Below are 16,420 nucleotides of genomic sequence, written 5' to 3'. Positions count from 1 at the left end.
TTAACCATTAAACGCTTTACCAATCCCGTTGCATACGCCAATGGTGATGCGTTCGGTGATGTCGTTATACAACCACAGTGCGTTGGCTATGCTGTGCGCATCGTCTGGTTCATTCGGTAACAACAATTGTTTTATTGCTAACATTTGCCCCAGTTCGTTATGCTCTAGCCGCTGCGCTGCGGTACTTATTTTTTTACTTCGACTTCAATATCGCCGGTGTATTCTTCGTTCAGCTCTCCCACTAACGAGATCGCCACGCTTGGCAGATTTAGCAGCGGTTCTAACACGGCTTTGTCTTCATCGACCACGACACGCTTTAGATATTTCACTGAAGGAACCACTTTGTCCGTCATTGAAATATCGTTGACGTATTTGTTGTAACTCTCAAGCGTTGGCGCGAAGCGAATTTCATGCAGTTCGCCGAGCACTTTGATTGATAATGTGATGATGTTGCCTGTTGATTTGCTCATGTTTGTATCCTTTTATTTACTGTTAATGGTTGCTTGTTAATTAATTCGGTTTTGGCTCAATTTGCCGTCTATCGTTTTTAACCAATCGCGCACTTCTCGTCTAAACGTGCGAGACACTTCTTCTTGTTTGTCTTGGTTTTTAGACAAGTACGCAATCGATAAGCCGATTTGTTCCGCCGTGGCGGTTTGGGTTATCGTGTTTTGTTCAATTCTTTTGTCGAGCGTATTGGTGTACCCAGTGAAACTTATCGCGAGCACAAGGATCGCAATCACATTGCCTACGCTAATGTTTTTATCGAGTTTCCAGCGGTTTTCATTGTCTTGGTTTGGCATAATCCACCCATTTACTACATCTAAATTGATGACGATCCGGTGTCATTTTTTGGTTCTGTATTTCGCGATTAGCCCTTCACTGGCTCCGCCTGCAAAGTAAAAAATCATTATCCAGAATACTGGCTCGCCTAATGTGTCTACGTTCCACTTCATTATTGTTAATGCGGCCTCTTTGTCGGCACCAAAGCAAAAGAACCCAATTGCAGCAACTAGAAAAACGGTGACAAATGGAATGGTAAATGTCAGTGCTAATAGTCGTTGAGCCAGTTTGAACGGTTCATACAGTTTCAATAAGTTGGCTTTGTTTTCGGCCTTTTCTTCATCTGTATAAAACACCTTATCGATGGCATTCATTGAGCTATCGATCACTTTGCTTGAGCCGAATATCTTTGAAATAAGCCCGAACATAGTTATGCTCTCACTATCGTTAGTTGATGCTCTTCGCCGTCAAGCTCTGCCATTAGCGAGTTAAATGCGGCGGTTGAATTCAGCACTGCCCATTCGCTGCCCAAAATGCCAAACGCAACGCCTGGGGCTAAACACCCTTCAAGTTGATCAGCAGTGTTGGCTTTGTGGGTCAAAATATGGGTGCGAAGGCTTGGGCCATAACGAGTTACGCCTAGCGATTCACATTCCAACGCGTAGCAAGTGCCGAACTTTGGCGACTCATGCGGTAACCAGCGGTACGTTCCTTCTGGTATACATGAAATGCTGGCTTGGTTGTTTTTATCTGCGCGTTCGACCATGGCGCATACTTTTGAACCGTCTTGGCGGTAAAGGTATGAGTAGGTGCCGTGTTCGAAATAGCGGCGTTTTAATACAAAATTCAAAATCGTTTTCCTCGCTCAATCAGTGATTGGCAATCGACACAACACATGCAACCACGGATCGCGTGCTGTCTTGCTTGCGGAATTGGTTCGTCACAATAATGGCAAAATGGGGAACTGGCGGCCGCTCTAGTCATTTGATTGGTCGCTAACTGGCTGCGAATTGCTGAGTTTAAAATCATCTGTTCGCGTTCGGTTGTGTTATCAATAAAGTCCGGCATCCTGCTCCCCTTCTTTTTTCGCTATTTAGCCAAGTAAGTTGCGCGTGTCGTCATCGCTCAAATACGGCACACCGCCGATGTGAACGAAATCTGGCGAAGTCACAAAGCCTTTCAACTTATGCGTTAGCACTTCTGCACCTTTGGATTCAAAATCGAGAATAGAATCCATCACTAGTTTCACGCCAAAGCATTCGACTTTTAGCTCTTCGCTGCCAGTGTCGGCAAAAAACATGATGTCGTCGGTGTCCAGTTCGCGGAAGCTACCTGCACTTTTTGCCGCTTTGATAATGCTTGGCAAGTATTTGGTCGAGACTTCTAGCTCAATTTCTGCCGCGACATCGCCGTCGATAAACCCGTCTGGAATACCGTTGGTTAGTGCCACCGCGCTGTTATCTGTGATTGTTACTGTGGCTTTTTCGATGTGCATCGTTTCGCCCAGTAATTCGGTGTCAAAACTTGATCCGCTTATACGTCGTCCCATGTTGAGTTCCTCTTTTTTTTAGGGTTAAGCTGCAACACTTAGGTCGAGCATAAGATTGATTTCAATTTGTTTCGGGCAATCATAAGGCGTGACGGTTGCGTATAGCTTCACGCTTGTTTTGCTTACCCATGTGATCGCAAAGTCATCATCACTTGGCGGCATGATTTCACCTGGGAACATTTCGCCGTTTAGCAGGGTTGATTTACTCATTGTGCGCATGTCGGCTAAGAAATACTTAATGGCGGCGGCGATGGAATACGGGGTTGAGTTGAACGCGCGGTCACCAATGCGGGCAATGGCACGGATGCGCATTTTGCGAGACACCTTGTCCATTACTCGGCAGTATTCGATCACTTGATAATCGCCACCGTCAACATCTAACATGCGACCATCGGCCCAGTAAATGCCGTCGTAATCTGGCCACCACATTGGCACGCTAAATCGGTTGGCTTCTAGGGTTTGCAATGTTGCGGTGTTCAGTTCTACGCCAGCCATGTCTAGCGGTAACGTTTGGTCTTCGCTGATGATTGCGCCTGTTTTGACTCGGCATGGTGAATCGGCAATAGAAACCGCTCGGCTGCATAAACGGCCAGCGTAAATGCCTACGGTATTCGGCCAAATACTTGGGATTAACCCCACGCCATCGGCTGCGATCCCATCTTGCAACGCGACTAATTTTGTTTCGTAATCGGCCCATGCTTGGGTTGCGGAATCAATCCCGACTACGGCTAATAAATAGCGAGTGAAACGACCATAAGTTGCGATCATTTCGGCTTTTAATGCTTGGGCTTTGGTGATTTCTGCGGTGTCGTCATCAGCAATTGGATCACATAACACCACGCATTCAAAGCTCTGGGTTTTATTGGCTTCGCGTACTGCGTCTGCCCAGTCTCCATCGGATGCCAATACGTAAGCGGCGGCTGTCCAGTTTTGACCAGCGTTTAGCATTGCCGCTTGCACGTTGGCTTTTAAATCGGAATCTGTATCACCAAAAGCAGTGTCTAGGTTGGTTTGGGTGTTGAGTGAAATAAGCGTATCGATGCCGACCGAGCCTTTCCCTACAAATAGGAAGTGGCGTTCTACTTCGGCAGTGTCGCCTTGCATTTGGTTTAACTGGTTAATCGTAATTGTTGGCCATGCCATAGCTACGTTCCTATTGTTGGTTAATTACTGGTTTAACTTGCTGATTGTCGTTTCAATTCTTTTTTTATAATCATTGCAACTCGTCTGGGGCTCACGCCAAGTAGCTCTCGCTTTGGTCTTTCAATTTGCCAAGCATTTCGGATTTTTCTTCCCTCAAGATCAGCAATTGCTTTGTTTGCCGCCGCCATATTCATATTGGCTACAATCCACTTAATCGTGGGAGACACTTTTTTATACTTAAACTTATCTGGGTTATGAAACCCGCCATTTTTCTTTAATATTTCTCTTCGCTTTTTATCAATTTCTCTTGAGTGGTCTTTTTCGTCTTGCTCGGTCATTTTGTACTTACTTATTTTGTAACCTAGCTTTTTAAGGTCTTTCGCTTGCTGCCGTGTTGCTGGCGTTTTCCTTGGGTCTGGGCGGTTATTTTTCTTGTTCTCTTTCCACATTTCTTTTGCTCTGAATTTCTGTGGCAACCCTTCTTGGTGGTAATTTGCTACATAGCCAATACTGTTTAACCACCCAAAATCCATTTCCCAGTTATTACGGCTTTGTGCATATTTGAGATGCTTAGGCAGCTTCTTAAACATTTTTTTATTTCCGCGCTCTCGTTTTTTCCATTTCGTTCCTGATGGTGACTGCTGAGAACGTATATCTTTTTTCGTTTTCTTTTTTTCGTATTTACCAATTTCTGTCAGTATTTTTTTTCTGCCTTCTTTAGGCAGCATTAGCACCTGTAACTTGTCTTGTAGCCTTAAATAACTTCTTTGGTCATAACTCACCGTCATCATTTTTTGATAACTTCCATTTCAAAGTTTTCAGCCACCCATATTTCATACGGCGCAATCTTGTAGCTTTTGCCTCCCAGTTCGATCAGGCCGTCTGGGTCTTCGACTACCATGATGGGCTCACGGAATTCAATGGTGATTAATAGCTCGGCATTACTTTCATCTTCTATCGCAACTTGAACATCTGGATCCGCTAGGTCATATTCGTCTCGGTTGTCGTTGTCCATCAACCACGCGCCGATAATTGCGTAGAGTGTTGCTGGATCAAACTTGTTAAATGGAAATGATTCAAAATGAATATCTGCGTCATAGTTCATCACCATCATATTCAAGCCTTGCCCCATATTCTTGGTAGTGAGCTGTAGCTCGGTTCTGTCCATTTCAGTTGTCATTCTTTTACAAATGCCTGAGCCCAGCTTTTCATTTAAATACTCCGATAACATGCGGAGCATATAGCCTTGTTTGAATTGTTCAGGTGAATTCAACTTGTTCATATCATCGTCACCGTGCTGCGTGTTTTGCCGTACATGTTGCGAATAATGCGGTTTGATTCGGCTAACAGTTCGTTTTTTGTTTCTTGCGATCGTTCGGCTAGGTCTTTGCCTGCATCGCGTTGGTGAACAGTGGCAAAATCGGGAAGTAAGTCGGCTTTGGCTCTGGCGAATACGGCGCGCTCGTATTGAATGCATAGCGCGTTTTTGCCTGCAATGGTTGCGCCAGTGGTGACGTCGGCGGCTGAATTGATGCCGTTTTCGAGGTAATCGGCTTTGAGTAATTCCAGTTCGATGTTGCAGCTATCAATTGCCGCAACAATGGCGTATTGAATGTTTTCGGCGTCTTGGGCCATTGGAGTGCTGCGGCGGCGTTCAAAATCACCGGCGTTCAGATTCGGCCAAAATCCATCATTGGTGATTTCGGTGTCCTGATATGTTGGTGTGCCTTGGCCTGTTAGCATTCCGTTTACTCCGTTACAAAGTGCCCAATGGTTTTAATAAGTGAGGCTCTAGCCACAGCGTCATAGAATTCGAGATTGCGAAAGGATAAACGCGTCTCGATTCTCGGCTGCCGAGCCTCGGCGGCGTGGAGTTCTTTTAACTTTTTAGCGATTACAGATTCTTACCCGTTTCAAGCGCTCGAATTCTGGCATCTATTTTTTTGATATTGGAGGCCACGCCCGCTTTTGCGTAAACGTCTTCGGCTTGCTTCAATATCGCCTTGGCTTTGTTGAGTGTTTCCACACTGCCAACGCTTGTGATTGCAATGTCTCCATCTTCATTGCGGAGCAACTGCAACCCTTTAAATTTGTAAAACTTGGCGACGATTTGCTCGTGAATCTTCCAAGTTGTCGTTACCTTATCGGCTACTTGGCTAAAGTAAGGTTCTACGCTGTTGCCATGTTTGGCGTTTGCTTCCGCCCATTCCAAAACTTGATCGGCGCAGAATGTTGGCCAACCGCGTTTTATGTAATCTGGCGTTGGTACGTCTAGCTCGATGGATTTTAAACACCAGTCGATGGCTTTTTCTAATTCGCCCACGTCAAACAGCCACACCAATACAGTGCTAAAAACTGGGTTGTCGTAGGATTTGCCACTTGCGAGAAATTGCTCGGCAAGTGGCGCATACTTCGGGATTAACACCATGCGTTTGTGTTCTACTCGGTCTGCAACTCGGGTGAAGCGTGCGCGCAGTTCGGCGCGGTCTTGGTCGAGTTCGACAATTTTTAGGTGCAGACTATCGGCGCTTGCTTGCGGTACTGCGGTTTGTTGGTCCGCAGTTGCAATGGACACTTGATGTCTTTTAGCTAAGTTGTCGCGCATTCCTGGTGATAAACGCATGAGTTAATCCCTTTTGCTTATGGTGTTACTGGCGCAGGGCCTAAATTCACCTTGCTTTCATCAAACGCGGCGTAGCAGTCGTAGTTTCCTACTGCATAACCTTCCCAGCGTAAGTATGAGTTTTCGAACGTTTTGCGATCTTCTTCGTGCTTAGCTTTACGATGGCGCGTGTTGCGCTGCGTTAAGATTTGCAGATTAGAAAGGAACGTTACGACCATGCGTTTGCCAGGCATGAAATCCGGCACGATGGCTTTGCGGCCAGCGATGGAATATGGCAGGTTTTGCGCGGCGATTTTCTCGCTTGGCTTGTCTGCTGCATCGTATAAACGAGCAGATTCAGCGGCCACCAAGTCAGCACCAACTAACACGACTAAACGTGGGTCGTTGCGAAATTGTGGGGCGATTTTGGTTTGAATAAGATCAGACGCCATTGCATCTAGGGTTTTGTAATCACCGCCGCCGTCTGCATCTAAGTACACATCCGTGGTAATGATTTGTGCTGCTTTATCTCGTGCAACAAGCGCCTGCCAACCGATGTTGACATCTTCACCGTTGGGTTTAGATGTTGCATTGGTGGTTGCGGCGGCTGATGTACCGTTAAAACCAACGCGCAACATGTCACGCGCAAACGCTTCGGCGGCAGATTCGTTCAACAGTTTCATGAACTGGCCTTCGCTGCCTGAGTTCGCCCAAATTGAAAGCGTATCCCACGACACAGAACAGTTTGAATCTGTCTCAACCAGTGCATAATCATGGCCAGTAACCGCGCCGTCTTTAGTGAAACGACCGCCAGCTTTACGACCCGTGTGTAAACCTTGCGCGCCAACTTCGACGACTTGGCCGACAATTTGGTCTACGTCCATCACATTGATCATGCTTAGGAACGCCGACGATTCTAGAATCTTTTTACGCAGTGCGGTTTCTTTGGGGCCTGTGATGGCGAATTGCTCGGCAACGGTTGTCACGCCAAACTGTTCCGCCATTTGTGCGCCATAGGTTTGCAGCATGGCGCGAGCGACTTGGTTCAATTGCATAAGGGGTTCCTTATTAAAATCTGCTTTGGTTTTAGATATTGGCGTGGTTGCCGATTAAATTAAGCTGTATTTGTTGTCTTCACCGCCGCCGGTGTTGTTCGGGCGTTGGCCTGGGGCTTCTTCTTCCAATTTTGCGAACTTGTCTTTTAGCTCGGTCACTTGGTCATTAAGTGGTTTAAGTTGCTTTTCAAGCTCTGCCGATAAATCCGCTGCGGTGAATTGTTGTGGCGCTTCTTCCACCACTGGCGCAGGTGCTTGCGTGGCAAATTCTTGCTTGAGTTCGTCTTTCAGTTCAGTTTTTAGGGTTTTGAACTGCTCTGCAAAGATGGCTTTTAGTTGTTCTTCATTCACTTTGATTTCCTCTTGTGATTGATTAGCATGTGCGTTGGGTTGCGGCAGTTCCCCACCTGTTTTAAAAAAATTGGCTAATGTGCTGAATGCTTTTGCGAGTCCGTTTTGATCAACGGTGAAATATTCGGTTAGGTCTAGGCTTTCTAATTCGCTGTATTCGTGCTCGCTATCTTTTGAGAATTTCAAACGAGTGGTGCCCGAACTGGCAGGCGAATCGGTGACGGCTAGGCCCATCAAATAGCATTGGCCTTGGCCTTTATAATCTGGGTTTGGTTCGATGGAGGTAAACAGCTTTTGCCCGTCTGCATTGGCATCGAGCAAGTATTGATTGGGTGTAATTTTGGCGAATAGGCGAAGTTTTCCGCCTTGTTTGGCTTGCTTTAACTCTTCAACGGTTCCCCAGTTTTTACCTTCAAAAATCGACCACGCGGAACGGTAATGCTCTGGCCAAATTAATGCGGCATATTCATCAACAGAATATGAATCGGCCATGTCTTTTATCCAGTTGGCGGTAATGGCGCGACCATCTACAGTGGCCCCTTCTGTTGCGACGATTTTCCAATCACTGGTCTTTGGCATTCGCTTGTCCGTTCTTCAAAAATTTCTGAGATAAACCAAGATTAAGCCTTTGATTCTCCCTTTTCATTCAGCTTTGTTCGGCTCAATTCGGATATGAGCAAAAACCGAATTTTTCCGAATTTATCTAGCCGATTGCGTTCTTTTATCTGCGTAATATTGAGTCAAGACAAAGAATTGAAGGTGTGACATGGCATACAGCCCCGAGATACGACAAGCCGCGCGCTCGCTTTATTTAAAAAGCTGGACGCCGAAAGATATTGCGACCGAGTTGAAGCTGGGTAATGAGCGCATTGTTTATTACTGGGCGGATAAATACGGCTGGCGCGATATGTTGCGCGAGTACACGGTGGAAGATGCGATCACACACCAAATTTTGGCGTTGCTTGAGATTAACGAACCGAGCAAGGCACAGCTGGACAAATTGGATCGGCTGATTGCGCATGATGTGAAGCTGAAGAAAATGCGAGTGGATGCGCAGGCCAAAGAGATCCGCGCGCAATCGGGCAATCAAAGCAAGTCTAGTAATCAGCATAAATCGAATAAAAACAAAGGCTCGAATGATGCGAGCGACACGGATGTCGGCAGCAAAAAGAAAGGTAAAGGCACTAAAAATAACATTAGCGAATTAACGGCTGAGTCTTTTCACGAGTTTCATGAGTCGCTGTTTGAATATCAACATACGATGCGTAATAACAAGCATCAACGCATTCGTAATATTTTAAAATCACGCCAAGTCGGGGCCACGTATTATTTTGCGTTTGAGGCATTGGAAGATGCGATACTAACGGGTGACAATCAAATTTTCCTTTCTGCCTCTCGTGCTCAAGCGGAAGTTTTCCGATCGTACATCACTAACATTGCTAAAGAATGGTTGGATATTGATTTAACCGGTAACCCGATCATTTTATCCAACGGCGCGGAACTGCGTTTTTTATCGACTAACTCGAAAACGGCGCAGTCGTATCATGGTCATGTGTATGTCGATGAATATTTTTGGATCCCCAAGTTTGATGAATTAAACAAATTAGCCTCGGCCATGGCGACGCATAAGAAGTGGCGTAAAACGTACTTTTCTACGCCTTCCGCTAAGACGCACCAAGCGTATCAGTTTTGGACTGGTGACCAATGGCGCGTTGGTCGTGACTCTCGCGCGAAAGTTGAATTTCCGACAATGGATGAATACCGCGACGGTGGCCGCTTATGCCCGGATAAACAGTGGCGTTACGTTGTTACGATTGAAGATGCGGCAAAAGGCGGTTGTGATTTATTTGATATTGATGAATTGCGCGATGAGTACAGCAAAGACGATTTCGACAATCTGTTTATGTGCGTGTTTGTTGATGGTTCGCTGTCGGTGTTTAAGTTCAGTCATTTAGAACGGGCGATGTGTGATTCGTCGCATTGGACCGATTTTGACATTAATGCCGGGCGGCCTTTTGATAGCCGTGAAGTTTGGCTAGGTTATGACCCATCACGAACGCGAGATAATGCGTGCTTGGTGGTGATGGCCCCGCCTGTTGTGGCGGTGGAAAAATTCCGCGTGTTAGAAAAGCATTATTGGAAGGGGTTAAATTTTCAGTACCAAGCCGATCAAATCAGTAAGGTTTTCGAGCGTTATAACGTGACCTATTTGGGTATTGATATAACGGGCATTGGTGGCGGTGTGTGGGATTTACTGAGCAAGAAGCACCCACGCGAAGCGCGCGCAATTCACTATTCACAAGAAAGCAAAAATCGATTGGTGATGAAGATGATTGATGTGGTTGAAGATAACCGATTGTCTTTTGATGCCGATCATAAAGATTTAGCGATGGCATTTATGGCGATTAAGCGCGTTACGACCTCAAGCGGTAATTCCCTCACTTTTAAAGCAGATCGCAGTGATGTAACGGGCCATGCCGATGGGTTTTGGGCGATTGCTCATGCGGTGATAAATGAGCCGTTGGATTATAAAGACGCACGCAAATCAACTTGGAGTTAAGCAAGATGGCGAACAAGAAAAAGTTTTCGGCAAATAAAAGCGCAGACAGCGGAAAGGTGATCACGGGCGAACCGGAACAGGCCGATCATTCAACTTACAGCCTCGACCCGAGTTATGAAGCGGTCGATTCTAGCAGTTGGCTTACTCAATATTGCGGTTTGTTTTATAACCACGCTGGGGATTATTGGCAGCCGCCGATTTCACGCAAGGGTTTGGCAGACATTGCAAACGCCAATGCTTACCACGGCAGTTTGTTGAAGGCGCGATCGAATTATGTGACGGCGAGATTTCAAACCGGTGGCAACATGCGCCGCCGCGAATTAAATGCGTTTGTTTATGATTACATGCTGTGCGGCGATGCGGCGTTGGTAAAATTGCGTAACCGCCTTGGTCGTGTTGTGGGTTTGGCGCCCATTCCGAGTATTTATTTACGCCAACGCAAGAACGGGGATTTTTGCCAATTGCTGCGTAATGATGATAACGATTATTTGGATACCGAAGATATTGCGCTGTATCAACAAAGTTATGCGGCCAAAGATGTTATTTTTTTGCCGCAGTACGATCCCCAACAGCAAATTTATGGCCTGCCCGATTATATGGGCGGCTTGCAAAGTGCATTGTTAAACCGTGATGCAACCTTGTTCCGCCGCCGTTATTACAAAAACGGTGCGCACATGGGCTTTATTTTTTACGCGACCGACCCCAATTTATCGGTGGCCGATGAAGAAATGCTGAAAGAGAAGATCGCAAGCTCTAAGGGTGTGGGTAATTTCCAAAGCATGTTTGTGAATATTCCAAATGGTGCGGAAAAAGGGATCCAGTTGATACCGGTTGGCGATATTGCGACTAAAGATGAATTCGAGCGGATTAAGAATATTACCGCGCAAGATATTTTGACCGCGCACCGGTTCCCAACTGGTAAAGCGGGGATTATTCCGCAAGGTATTGCGGCGCAGTCGGACCCATTGAAAACGGATTGGGTTTATACCAAAGATGAAACGCTGTTGGTGTGCCAGCTGATCATGGATGAAGTGAACCGCGACCCCGAGATTCCAGCGTCGCTTAAAATGGTGTTTGATTTGGGGAATGAGATGGTGGGTTAGAGTCTACTATAGTGGACAAAAAAATAGCGCCGATTAGGCGCTGATTTTCAAAAATCTAATTTTGATTTATGCAACTTGGCAAGAATCATCTGGTGACTTCAATTTATTAGTTAACTTTGGGTTTTGCTCTTCTAGTTCAGATAGCATGTCCCAAGTCATTCCAAATCGCTCACTTGCGGTTTTACCGTTTGCATACACTTTTGCTGCAAAGTCTTGTAAATCGCTAATAGTTACTACTTGAACGTTTTTCATGATGACCTCTACGAATGTGTTAACACATTTGTGGTTTGAAGTAGTCGGATATGATGGGCGTAGAATTATACCGATATTAGATTAAATTACAAATCATTCAGCTTCTAAGTTTCTATACATTGCGTCTAAACCTGAAGAATTATAACTCTCTACATACTCAAAACCATATGTTTTATAGTATGGCACAATACCTTCTATTGGCCCTACAATGACGAATTTTGATATATTCGCCTGCCCCGCATTATTTAGATATAACCCGTAAAATGATAGCGCGTCAACAATTATCAATAAAAATTGTGAATTAAGTTCCGACCCAGAATCCCTTCTTTTTTCGATGAAATTTAATTCAATCGCCGTCTTATCTTCAGTTACGCACCCTAATGCGAAACCTATGCAGCATCGTCCTTTTTCAGCATTCCCATAATAAACTACACATTCAATCATATGATCAAAGTTTGAAACTGAATCCATAAATGGTTGTGATTTTAAACTGAGGTCCCAACTAATTAAGCCTTTCCCTTTTAGCTCTAAAATATCTTTCATTGCTAAAGGATTTGTATTTGCCACCTCTAAAGCAATATCCAAAGGAAACCGGTCACTACTTCTCGCCGCCGACATTGAAAATATTGCTTGCTGTATTTCACTAAGTGACAACTCAGAATTCATAGTAATTACCTAAAATTAACGATTGACTTAATATAAAGTCACCCAATAAAAACACAAGGAATATATGTATTTACTCTTTCTCACTGTACAAATTAACAGCATTGCGTCATGATCAACGAGTTGGTTGGACGGTTAAAGGTGATGGTTATGCGTGTATTGTGCCCCGAGTGCGGTGAGAAAAGCCGTATTCATAAATCGAACAGATTAGACCCTAAATTTACGGATTTATATTGCAGTTGTAGTGACCCCGAGTGCGGCCACTCTTTTGTGATGAATCTCAGTTATTCTCATACGTTAAGCCCTTCGGCTAAGACGACTTCCCAAATGGCGTTTTCGTTGGCGGCTGCGTTGCCACCCGAACAACGCAAACAGCTACAGCAACAACTTTCTATTCTTTAGTTTTCAAATTTGGAATGCGGGGCTTTCTGCCTCGTCTGCCATATCTATCATGTTTTTTAATTGTGCGCGCACTTGGGGGCTCAGTTCTGCCCCGCTGTTTGCGATCACTATGTTCATTATCCGCAGCCCTTGTTCCGCGCGGCTTTCTCCGCTGGTACTCAGTGCCACTGCATCTATGATGAATTCTAAATCTTTTATAAGCTGTTGATTTTTCATGCTCGCCCCTTAAATTACTGTGCAAATATACAGTATGTTTTTACTGTATGTCTAGTTTTTGATTGCGGGGACGATCACGGATTAGCGTGTTTGTTTTTCAGGGTTCTAATGCGATTAATATATCCCCCTCTACGCTAAACACTTTCTTACCCAGTTTTTTGGCGAGGTAATATTCTGCGGTTGCGCCTAGGCTGCATTCCCAACCCTCTAATAATACGATGCCTTCACACGCGCGAACCATGGCGCAGCAAATATCCATGTATTCGTGTTGCTCTAGGCCACTGGGTAAAACTGCAGGGTTGATGATGATGTGATCACGATATTGTGCGCGGAGTTCAAGTGCGGTGACATAAAACTCGAATTTGTTGTCATTTTCATAGCCTGACATTGGGCCCGCAAGGTAGAGTTTCATTGGTCACCCTCCGCAAAGTTCATCCAAATTTCAGACACGTATTGCGCTTGAAACTTGGCATCGTTTAAAGCGGAATGGTGGGTGCCTTGGCGAACCATGGTTTTCTTTGGATCAATTTGTAGTATTGATTTCCCCATCTCTACGATGGTTCGCACGTCTAAATCATTCCAGTGTACAAAGCGAGGAATCACTCCCGTTGCTTTGTAGGCGTTCATTAAAATCACGTTATCAAAACCTGCGCCATTTCCCCAAACAGCTAATTCTTTAGGTTTTCCAATGCTCGTTAGCCAGTCATTAAGCTGATGCAATGCATATCCAATTGAAACGTCTGGTTTACCGAATGTTTCTTTTCTGGCTTCTTCGCTTTGCTGTAGCCACCACTTAACTGTTGAGCCGTCAATTTTTCCGTATTTCTCGGCACTTTCTAGATCAATATGGCACTCAAATTCTTTACCTAAATCACCGGTGGTTGGGTCAAACACGACCGCGCCAATGCTGACAATGGCCGCGTTGCTTGAGTTGCCCATTGTTTCTAGGTCTAACATGATGTGTTTTTTCATTGGATTATCCTTTGTGCTTTGCGTAATAATTTGGTTTCATGGTGGCTGCTTTGGCTTTGCGTTGCTTTATGATTTCTTCGTGCCTTTGCTCCCACCCGTTTTCTTTGGCGGTTTCGTTTCGTATGGCTAGCTCGTATTCTTCATCACTCAAAAATGCCAATGAACCTACATCGTGGTTTTTGTTGGCTTGCCATTCTTTGTACCGTTCCGATCTGTTTTTAGGCATGGTAGATTTCCCTTTCGTTTTGCTCTCGTAATTGGTGGTAGTAACTGAGTTGCCGTTCTCGCTCATCGTCACTGACGTCTGGCGGTGGCGGCGATTTTAATACGGCTTTCCAGTAGCATTGGTTGTCTCGATGTCGTTGATACTCACCACTAAACTGTTCATCGGCGGCTTTTTTTATATCGGTTAAGTCCACGTCTCGCCCTTTCATCTCCCAATTTCTTGCGCCTGCGGCCCAAAACATGAATTGGTCTACTTTTTGGGCGGCGTCTTCGCCCTCGAACGTGATGCAGAATCGGTTGTCTGAACTCACATGCACACCACGCGCTTTTATTTCGTGATTGGTTTTTTCGGCCAACTTTTCGAGACGGATGATTCTCGCCTGCATTTTCTTAAGTGTTTCTTCTGGCTTACCCTGTTTTTTGGCGATAGCTTTGGCCTTGATGGTTTGGTCTTTTGCGTAATGCAGTTTGTTGACTTGCCGCCTCAATGGCTTTTTCCATTGCTCGAGTTTGTATCCCATTTCTTTGATGACTGCGATCATGTTTCCGGCATCGAATGAGGCGAGGCACTCCCAATTTGGGGCGCGTGAACAGCTGGCGATGCCGTAACGATTACCACGAATTAGCCCTTGGCTGCCGTTGTCGCCTTTTGCCGCATAACCCACTGCTTTGATGATGTAAGTGCCTGCGGCTTTTGGCTTTTTGATTTTCTCTATCTTGACAGTTCCGTGCCCCCATACTTTTTCGATTCGCCTAGCCCACGGGCTAAATTGATGATGCGGCACATCCCAACGCAATAAAATATGCACGTGTGGGTTCGGTTCTCCGTCTTCGTTCGCTGGACATTCTGCTACCCAAATGTAGTGAAAATCACCGGGGATATTTGTTGGTCCAAATTCACTAGGGTTGGTGTGACCTGGTATTTTTAGTGCGGCTAAATCACTGTAAGGTGCGCCCGTTTCTTTGTCTGCTCGACGAGTGTGATCAGCAATCCAGCCGCGCTGATATATTTTTTTAAGGCCGTCTAAAAATCTTGATACTTCTTTCCCTATTGTTGTTTCTAGTGTTTTTTCCATTGTGAAGGCTTGCGGCGGTTTGAATCGTATATCGCAATAATCACCGGCGATTTCTCCGCCCATGTTCATGCGCTTTGACACTGTGTTTTCTTTGGTTGGAATGGTCCAGTATTCTCCGGCGATGTCACACACTGGGTCCATGTATTTTTTTTCTCGCTTACCTGCGCGAGTGGTGACCATGTTGCGTTTGTATAATATCGGGTGGTGTTCGCCTGCGTTCTGGTATCCGGTTCCGTCTGTCATGCCGCCAAAAATTGCCAATCGCTGTTCTTTTGAGAACGTCGGGGTTAGGAATGTAGTAAACCCGCCGTGGCATTGGGCGGTATAGGCTGAGGCTTCGAAGATTCTACTTACCGATCTCGGCGTTAGTTTTTCGGTAAACCGCTCGCCAACGTTTACGTCTGGTGCGTTGGTTGGTGACGTTGCGGTGATCGCCTGAAATTTATAGGTGTTGTTCCATTCGCGGTGCTGTAGCTGCATTGAGATTGGCGAATTGTCTTGCTCGGCCAGTGCTCGCTTGCCGTTCTGATTAAAAATGCGTGTTTCGTTGCGCTCTGCGGTTTCGTACAACTCGTAATAAGCACCGTTAGACTCCGGACTGATTTCTATGAACGATGGGCGAGTGGTTCGTTTCAGGAGCCTTAAAATCGCATCCTGCTTGGCTCGTCTCTCTCTCAAATAACGTGTCGGACTTTTGCGCCCTTTGACTAGCCTATGTCTTTCTGCCGTTCCGGCAGCCGCTTCGCGGATGTGTTTTGTGCGTTGGAAACAGATCTGTTCGTGGGCACGAATCTTATCTAGTTCGCTTTTCATCCAGTCATAAGAATTAGATCCAAAAAAACCAGTATCATAACTGGCATTGTTTTCTTTGATTTTATCGTGGGGCATCACGGCCCCAGCGATATAAGCGAGATCATTAAATTTCATAGCACCATCGTCTAATTAAAATGCAGGGTTAATCCCAAAGGCCAATCTTTGCAACTCGCTAAAATTTGGGATAGTAATGTTGCGGCGTTTTCCTTTGCGCTTAACAAATACCATTCCTTCATCTTCAACGGCTCTAGGGCCTCGCTTTGTTGGCTGACCCAATGCAATGGCGCGAGTCATAGACATGCCCTGCACGTTGATTCGGTTTCGGATCGTCGCCTCGTTAATGCCAAAAAACTCGGAAATAGCATCGATGCCCTCGATCCCTTGGAACACATAACGAACATTTGGATTTTTCATAATTGGTGCAACTCCTGCGTATTCACGATCATAAAACCACCGCGATTATTTCCCTTTAGCACTACGCCGTTGACGGTGTGAGTGCATTCCAATTCAAGACAAGCCTGCTCAATCGCATCGGATTCGTTGTCGAATTCACCGATTTGAATGTTCATGATTTCGGCGGTGTCTGGATGACGTATTAATTGACCGTCTGGAGTTAGATGTGCGGCTGCGTAGGTTAGTGGCATTGGTATTTCTC

At 45.5% G+C, this 16,420-nt stretch carries 26 protein-coding genes; 3 read left to right on the top strand and 23 right to left on the bottom strand.

Going from position 1 to position 16,420, the window contains the following annotated elements; all coding sequences use genetic code 11:
- From GFB47_RS04725 to GFB47_RS04660, 14 genes are all read right to left on the bottom strand, one after another.
- Positions 1-144: a DUF6890 family protein gene (locus tag GFB47_RS04725; RefSeq protein WP_153446916.1), complete on the bottom strand. Its 144-nt coding sequence runs from the start codon at positions 142-144 to the stop codon at positions 1-3.
- A gap of 41 nt (positions 145-185) precedes the next feature.
- The gene (locus GFB47_RS04720) at positions 186-470 is read right to left on the bottom strand and encodes a putative phage tail assembly chaperone (protein ID WP_153446915.1); all 285 of its coding nucleotides are present in this window, start codon (positions 468-470) and stop codon (positions 186-188) included.
- Positions 471-506: 36 nt separating this feature from the next.
- Positions 507-803 (bottom strand): hypothetical protein, encoded by a 297-nt coding sequence (locus GFB47_RS04715; RefSeq protein ID WP_153446914.1) that lies wholly within the window; start codon positions 801-803, stop codon positions 507-509.
- Between the two features lie 42 nt (positions 804-845).
- Complete coding sequence (locus tag GFB47_RS04710) at positions 846-1,157, bottom strand: hypothetical protein (RefSeq protein WP_153446913.1); 312 nt, start codon at positions 1,155-1,157, stop codon at positions 846-848.
- Between the two features lie 56 nt (positions 1,158-1,213).
- On the bottom strand, positions 1,214-1,636 hold the full coding sequence (locus GFB47_RS04705; RefSeq protein WP_153446912.1) for a DUF5675 family protein: 423 nt from the start codon (positions 1,634-1,636) through the stop codon (positions 1,214-1,216).
- Entirely contained in the window at positions 1,630-1,851 is a 222-nt protein-coding gene (locus GFB47_RS04700; protein WP_218619092.1) for a TraR/DksA C4-type zinc finger protein, read from the bottom strand. The genes GFB47_RS04705 and GFB47_RS04700 overlap by 7 nt, the downstream gene beginning before the upstream one ends.
- Before the next feature lie 25 nt (positions 1,852-1,876).
- On the bottom strand, positions 1,877-2,332 hold the full coding sequence (locus GFB47_RS04695) for a phage protein (RefSeq protein ID WP_153446911.1): 456 nt from the start codon (positions 2,330-2,332) through the stop codon (positions 1,877-1,879).
- A 24-nt stretch (positions 2,333-2,356) separates the two neighbouring features.
- On the bottom strand, positions 2,357-3,475 hold the full coding sequence (locus GFB47_RS04690) for a DUF2586 domain-containing protein (RefSeq protein ID WP_153446910.1): 1,119 nt from the start codon (positions 3,473-3,475) through the stop codon (positions 2,357-2,359).
- A gap of 32 nt (positions 3,476-3,507) precedes the next feature.
- A complete protein-coding gene (locus GFB47_RS04685; RefSeq protein WP_153446909.1) occupies positions 3,508-4,266 on the bottom strand; it encodes a phage virion morphogenesis protein in 759 nt (252 codons plus the stop codon).
- A complete protein-coding gene (locus GFB47_RS04680; protein ID WP_153446908.1) occupies positions 4,263-4,757 on the bottom strand; it encodes a phage tail protein in 495 nt (164 codons plus the stop codon). The genes GFB47_RS04685 and GFB47_RS04680 overlap by 4 nt, the downstream gene beginning before the upstream one ends.
- Entirely contained in the window at positions 4,754-5,218 is a 465-nt protein-coding gene (locus GFB47_RS04675) for a head completion/stabilization protein (RefSeq protein ID WP_153446907.1), read from the bottom strand. The genes GFB47_RS04680 and GFB47_RS04675 overlap by 4 nt, the downstream gene beginning before the upstream one ends.
- Before the next feature lie 151 nt (positions 5,219-5,369).
- A complete protein-coding gene (gpM, locus tag GFB47_RS04670) occupies positions 5,370-6,098 on the bottom strand; it encodes a phage terminase small subunit (RefSeq protein WP_153446906.1) in 729 nt (242 codons plus the stop codon).
- A 17-nt stretch (positions 6,099-6,115) separates the two neighbouring features.
- Positions 6,116-7,132, bottom strand: coding sequence for a phage major capsid protein, P2 family (locus GFB47_RS04665; RefSeq protein WP_153446905.1), 1,017 nt, complete (start codon positions 7,130-7,132; stop codon positions 6,116-6,118).
- Between the two features lie 54 nt (positions 7,133-7,186).
- Positions 7,187-8,062, bottom strand: coding sequence for a GPO family capsid scaffolding protein (locus tag GFB47_RS04660; protein WP_153446904.1), 876 nt, complete (start codon positions 8,060-8,062; stop codon positions 7,187-7,189).
- 187 nt (positions 8,063-8,249) lie between these two features.
- Here GFB47_RS04660 and GFB47_RS04655 point away from each other — a divergent pair, with 187 nt between their 5' ends.
- Together GFB47_RS04655 and GFB47_RS04650 are read left to right on the top strand one after the other, a co-directional pair.
- Positions 8,250-10,043: a terminase large subunit domain-containing protein gene (locus tag GFB47_RS04655; RefSeq protein WP_153446903.1), complete on the top strand. Its 1,794-nt coding sequence runs from the start codon at positions 8,250-8,252 to the stop codon at positions 10,041-10,043.
- A gap of 5 nt (positions 10,044-10,048) precedes the next feature.
- On the top strand, positions 10,049-11,146 hold the full coding sequence (locus GFB47_RS04650; RefSeq protein WP_153446902.1) for a phage portal protein: 1,098 nt from the start codon (positions 10,049-10,051) through the stop codon (positions 11,144-11,146).
- 66 nt (positions 11,147-11,212) lie between these two features.
- Here the strand turns inward: GFB47_RS04650 and GFB47_RS04645 are convergent, their stop codons facing one another.
- Both GFB47_RS04645 and GFB47_RS04640 read right to left on the bottom strand, forming a co-directional pair.
- On the bottom strand, positions 11,213-11,398 hold the full coding sequence (locus GFB47_RS04645) for a hypothetical protein (protein WP_153446901.1): 186 nt from the start codon (positions 11,396-11,398) through the stop codon (positions 11,213-11,215).
- Positions 11,399-11,491: 93 nt separating this feature from the next.
- A complete protein-coding gene (locus GFB47_RS04640; RefSeq protein WP_153446900.1) occupies positions 11,492-12,064 on the bottom strand; it encodes a hypothetical protein in 573 nt (190 codons plus the stop codon).
- Positions 12,065-12,211: 147 nt separating this feature from the next.
- On the opposite strand from GFB47_RS04640, the gene GFB47_RS04635 reads away from it, so the two are divergent.
- Positions 12,212-12,463 (top strand): ogr/Delta-like zinc finger family protein, encoded by a 252-nt coding sequence (locus GFB47_RS04635; RefSeq protein ID WP_153446899.1) that lies wholly within the window; start codon positions 12,212-12,214, stop codon positions 12,461-12,463.
- A 3-nt stretch (positions 12,464-12,466) separates the two neighbouring features.
- On the opposite strand, the gene GFB47_RS04630 is transcribed toward GFB47_RS04635, so the two are convergent.
- The 7 genes from GFB47_RS04630 to GFB47_RS04600 form a co-directional block, all read right to left on the bottom strand.
- Positions 12,467-12,679 carry a hypothetical protein gene (locus GFB47_RS04630; RefSeq protein WP_153446898.1) on the bottom strand — a complete coding sequence of 71 codons (213 nt, stop codon included), beginning with the start codon at positions 12,677-12,679 and terminating at the stop codon, positions 12,467-12,469.
- A gap of 97 nt (positions 12,680-12,776) precedes the next feature.
- On the bottom strand, positions 12,777-13,091 hold the full coding sequence (locus GFB47_RS04625) for a DUF4406 domain-containing protein (protein WP_153446897.1): 315 nt from the start codon (positions 13,089-13,091) through the stop codon (positions 12,777-12,779).
- Positions 13,088-13,651 (bottom strand): 3'-5' exonuclease, encoded by a 564-nt coding sequence (locus GFB47_RS04620; RefSeq protein ID WP_153446896.1) that lies wholly within the window; start codon positions 13,649-13,651, stop codon positions 13,088-13,090. Before GFB47_RS04620 ends, GFB47_RS04625 begins: the two co-directional genes overlap by 4 nt.
- A 4-nt stretch (positions 13,652-13,655) precedes the next feature.
- The gene (locus GFB47_RS04615) at positions 13,656-13,877 is read right to left on the bottom strand and encodes a hypothetical protein (RefSeq protein WP_153446895.1); all 222 of its coding nucleotides are present in this window, start codon (positions 13,875-13,877) and stop codon (positions 13,656-13,658) included.
- Entirely contained in the window at positions 13,870-15,879 is a 2,010-nt protein-coding gene (locus GFB47_RS04610) for a rolling circle replication-associated protein (protein WP_153446894.1), read from the bottom strand. The genes GFB47_RS04615 and GFB47_RS04610 overlap by 8 nt, the downstream gene beginning before the upstream one ends.
- 15 nt (positions 15,880-15,894) lie before the next feature.
- Positions 15,895-16,179: a hypothetical protein gene (locus GFB47_RS04605; RefSeq protein ID WP_153446893.1), complete on the bottom strand. Its 285-nt coding sequence runs from the start codon at positions 16,177-16,179 to the stop codon at positions 15,895-15,897.
- Positions 16,176-16,409, bottom strand: a complete 234-nt coding sequence (locus tag GFB47_RS04600; RefSeq protein WP_153446892.1) for a hypothetical protein — start codon at positions 16,407-16,409, stop codon at positions 16,176-16,178. Before GFB47_RS04600 ends, GFB47_RS04605 begins: the two co-directional genes overlap by 4 nt.
- Between the last annotated feature and the right edge of the window lie 11 nt (positions 16,410-16,420).

Origin of the sequence: Vibrio algicola, from assembly GCF_009601765.2 — a bacterium.
Classification (GTDB): Bacteria; Pseudomonadota; Gammaproteobacteria; order Enterobacterales; family Vibrionaceae; genus Vibrio; species Vibrio algicola.
The sequence above is the reverse complement of the archived record's forward strand: the minus strand, read 5'-3'. Positions and strand labels throughout refer to the sequence as shown.

Coding starts and splice junctions, on each gene's coding strand:
- GFB47_RS04725 (WP_153446916.1), bottom strand. CDS start 144: ATGTTAGCAATAAAACAATTGTTGTTACCGAATGAACCAGACGATGCG.
- GFB47_RS04720 (WP_153446915.1), bottom strand. CDS start 470: ATGAGCAAATCAACAGGCAACATCATCACATTATCAATCAAAGTGCTC.
- GFB47_RS04715 (WP_153446914.1), bottom strand. CDS start 803: ATGCCAAACCAAGACAATGAAAACCGCTGGAAACTCGATAAAAACATT.
- GFB47_RS04710 (WP_153446913.1), bottom strand. CDS start 1,157: ATGAATGCCATCGATAAGGTGTTTTATACAGATGAAGAAAAGGCCGAA.
- GFB47_RS04700 (WP_218619092.1), bottom strand. CDS start 1,851: ATGCCGGACTTTATTGATAACACAACCGAACGCGAACAGATGATTTTA.
- GFB47_RS04695 (WP_153446911.1), bottom strand. CDS start 2,332: ATGGGACGACGTATAAGCGGATCAAGTTTTGACACCGAATTACTGGGC.
- GFB47_RS04690 (WP_153446910.1), bottom strand. CDS start 3,475: ATGGCATGGCCAACAATTACGATTAACCAGTTAAACCAAATGCAAGGC.
- GFB47_RS04685 (WP_153446909.1), bottom strand. CDS start 4,266: ATGATGACGGTGAGTTATGACCAAAGAAGTTATTTAAGGCTACAAGAC.
- GFB47_RS04680 (WP_153446908.1), bottom strand. CDS start 4,757: ATGAACAAGTTGAATTCACCTGAACAATTCAAACAAGGCTATATGCTC.
- GFB47_RS04675 (WP_153446907.1), bottom strand. CDS start 5,218: ATGCTAACAGGCCAAGGCACACCAACATATCAGGACACCGAAATCACC.
- gpM (WP_153446906.1), bottom strand. CDS start 6,098: ATGCGTTTATCACCAGGAATGCGCGACAACTTAGCTAAAAGACATCAA.
- GFB47_RS04665 (WP_153446905.1), bottom strand. CDS start 7,132: ATGCAATTGAACCAAGTCGCTCGCGCCATGCTGCAAACCTATGGCGCA.
- GFB47_RS04660 (WP_153446904.1), bottom strand. CDS start 8,062: ATGCCAAAGACCAGTGATTGGAAAATCGTCGCAACAGAAGGGGCCACT.
- GFB47_RS04655 (WP_153446903.1), top strand. CDS start 8,250: ATGGCATACAGCCCCGAGATACGACAAGCCGCGCGCTCGCTTTATTTA.
- GFB47_RS04650 (WP_153446902.1), top strand. CDS start 10,049: ATGGCGAACAAGAAAAAGTTTTCGGCAAATAAAAGCGCAGACAGCGGA.
- GFB47_RS04645 (WP_153446901.1), bottom strand. CDS start 11,398: ATGAAAAACGTTCAAGTAGTAACTATTAGCGATTTACAAGACTTTGCA.
- GFB47_RS04640 (WP_153446900.1), bottom strand. CDS start 12,064: ATGAATTCTGAGTTGTCACTTAGTGAAATACAGCAAGCAATATTTTCA.
- GFB47_RS04635 (WP_153446899.1), top strand. CDS start 12,212: ATGCGTGTATTGTGCCCCGAGTGCGGTGAGAAAAGCCGTATTCATAAA.
- GFB47_RS04630 (WP_153446898.1), bottom strand. CDS start 12,679: ATGAAAAATCAACAGCTTATAAAAGATTTAGAATTCATCATAGATGCA.
- GFB47_RS04625 (WP_153446897.1), bottom strand. CDS start 13,091: ATGAAACTCTACCTTGCGGGCCCAATGTCAGGCTATGAAAATGACAAC.
- GFB47_RS04620 (WP_153446896.1), bottom strand. CDS start 13,651: ATGAAAAAACACATCATGTTAGACCTAGAAACAATGGGCAACTCAAGC.
- GFB47_RS04615 (WP_153446895.1), bottom strand. CDS start 13,877: ATGCCTAAAAACAGATCGGAACGGTACAAAGAATGGCAAGCCAACAAA.
- GFB47_RS04610 (WP_153446894.1), bottom strand. CDS start 15,879: ATGAAATTTAATGATCTCGCTTATATCGCTGGGGCCGTGATGCCCCAC.
- GFB47_RS04605 (WP_153446893.1), bottom strand. CDS start 16,179: ATGAAAAATCCAAATGTTCGTTATGTGTTCCAAGGGATCGAGGGCATC.
- GFB47_RS04600 (WP_153446892.1), bottom strand. CDS start 16,409: ATGCCACTAACCTACGCAGCCGCACATCTAACTCCAGACGGTCAATTA.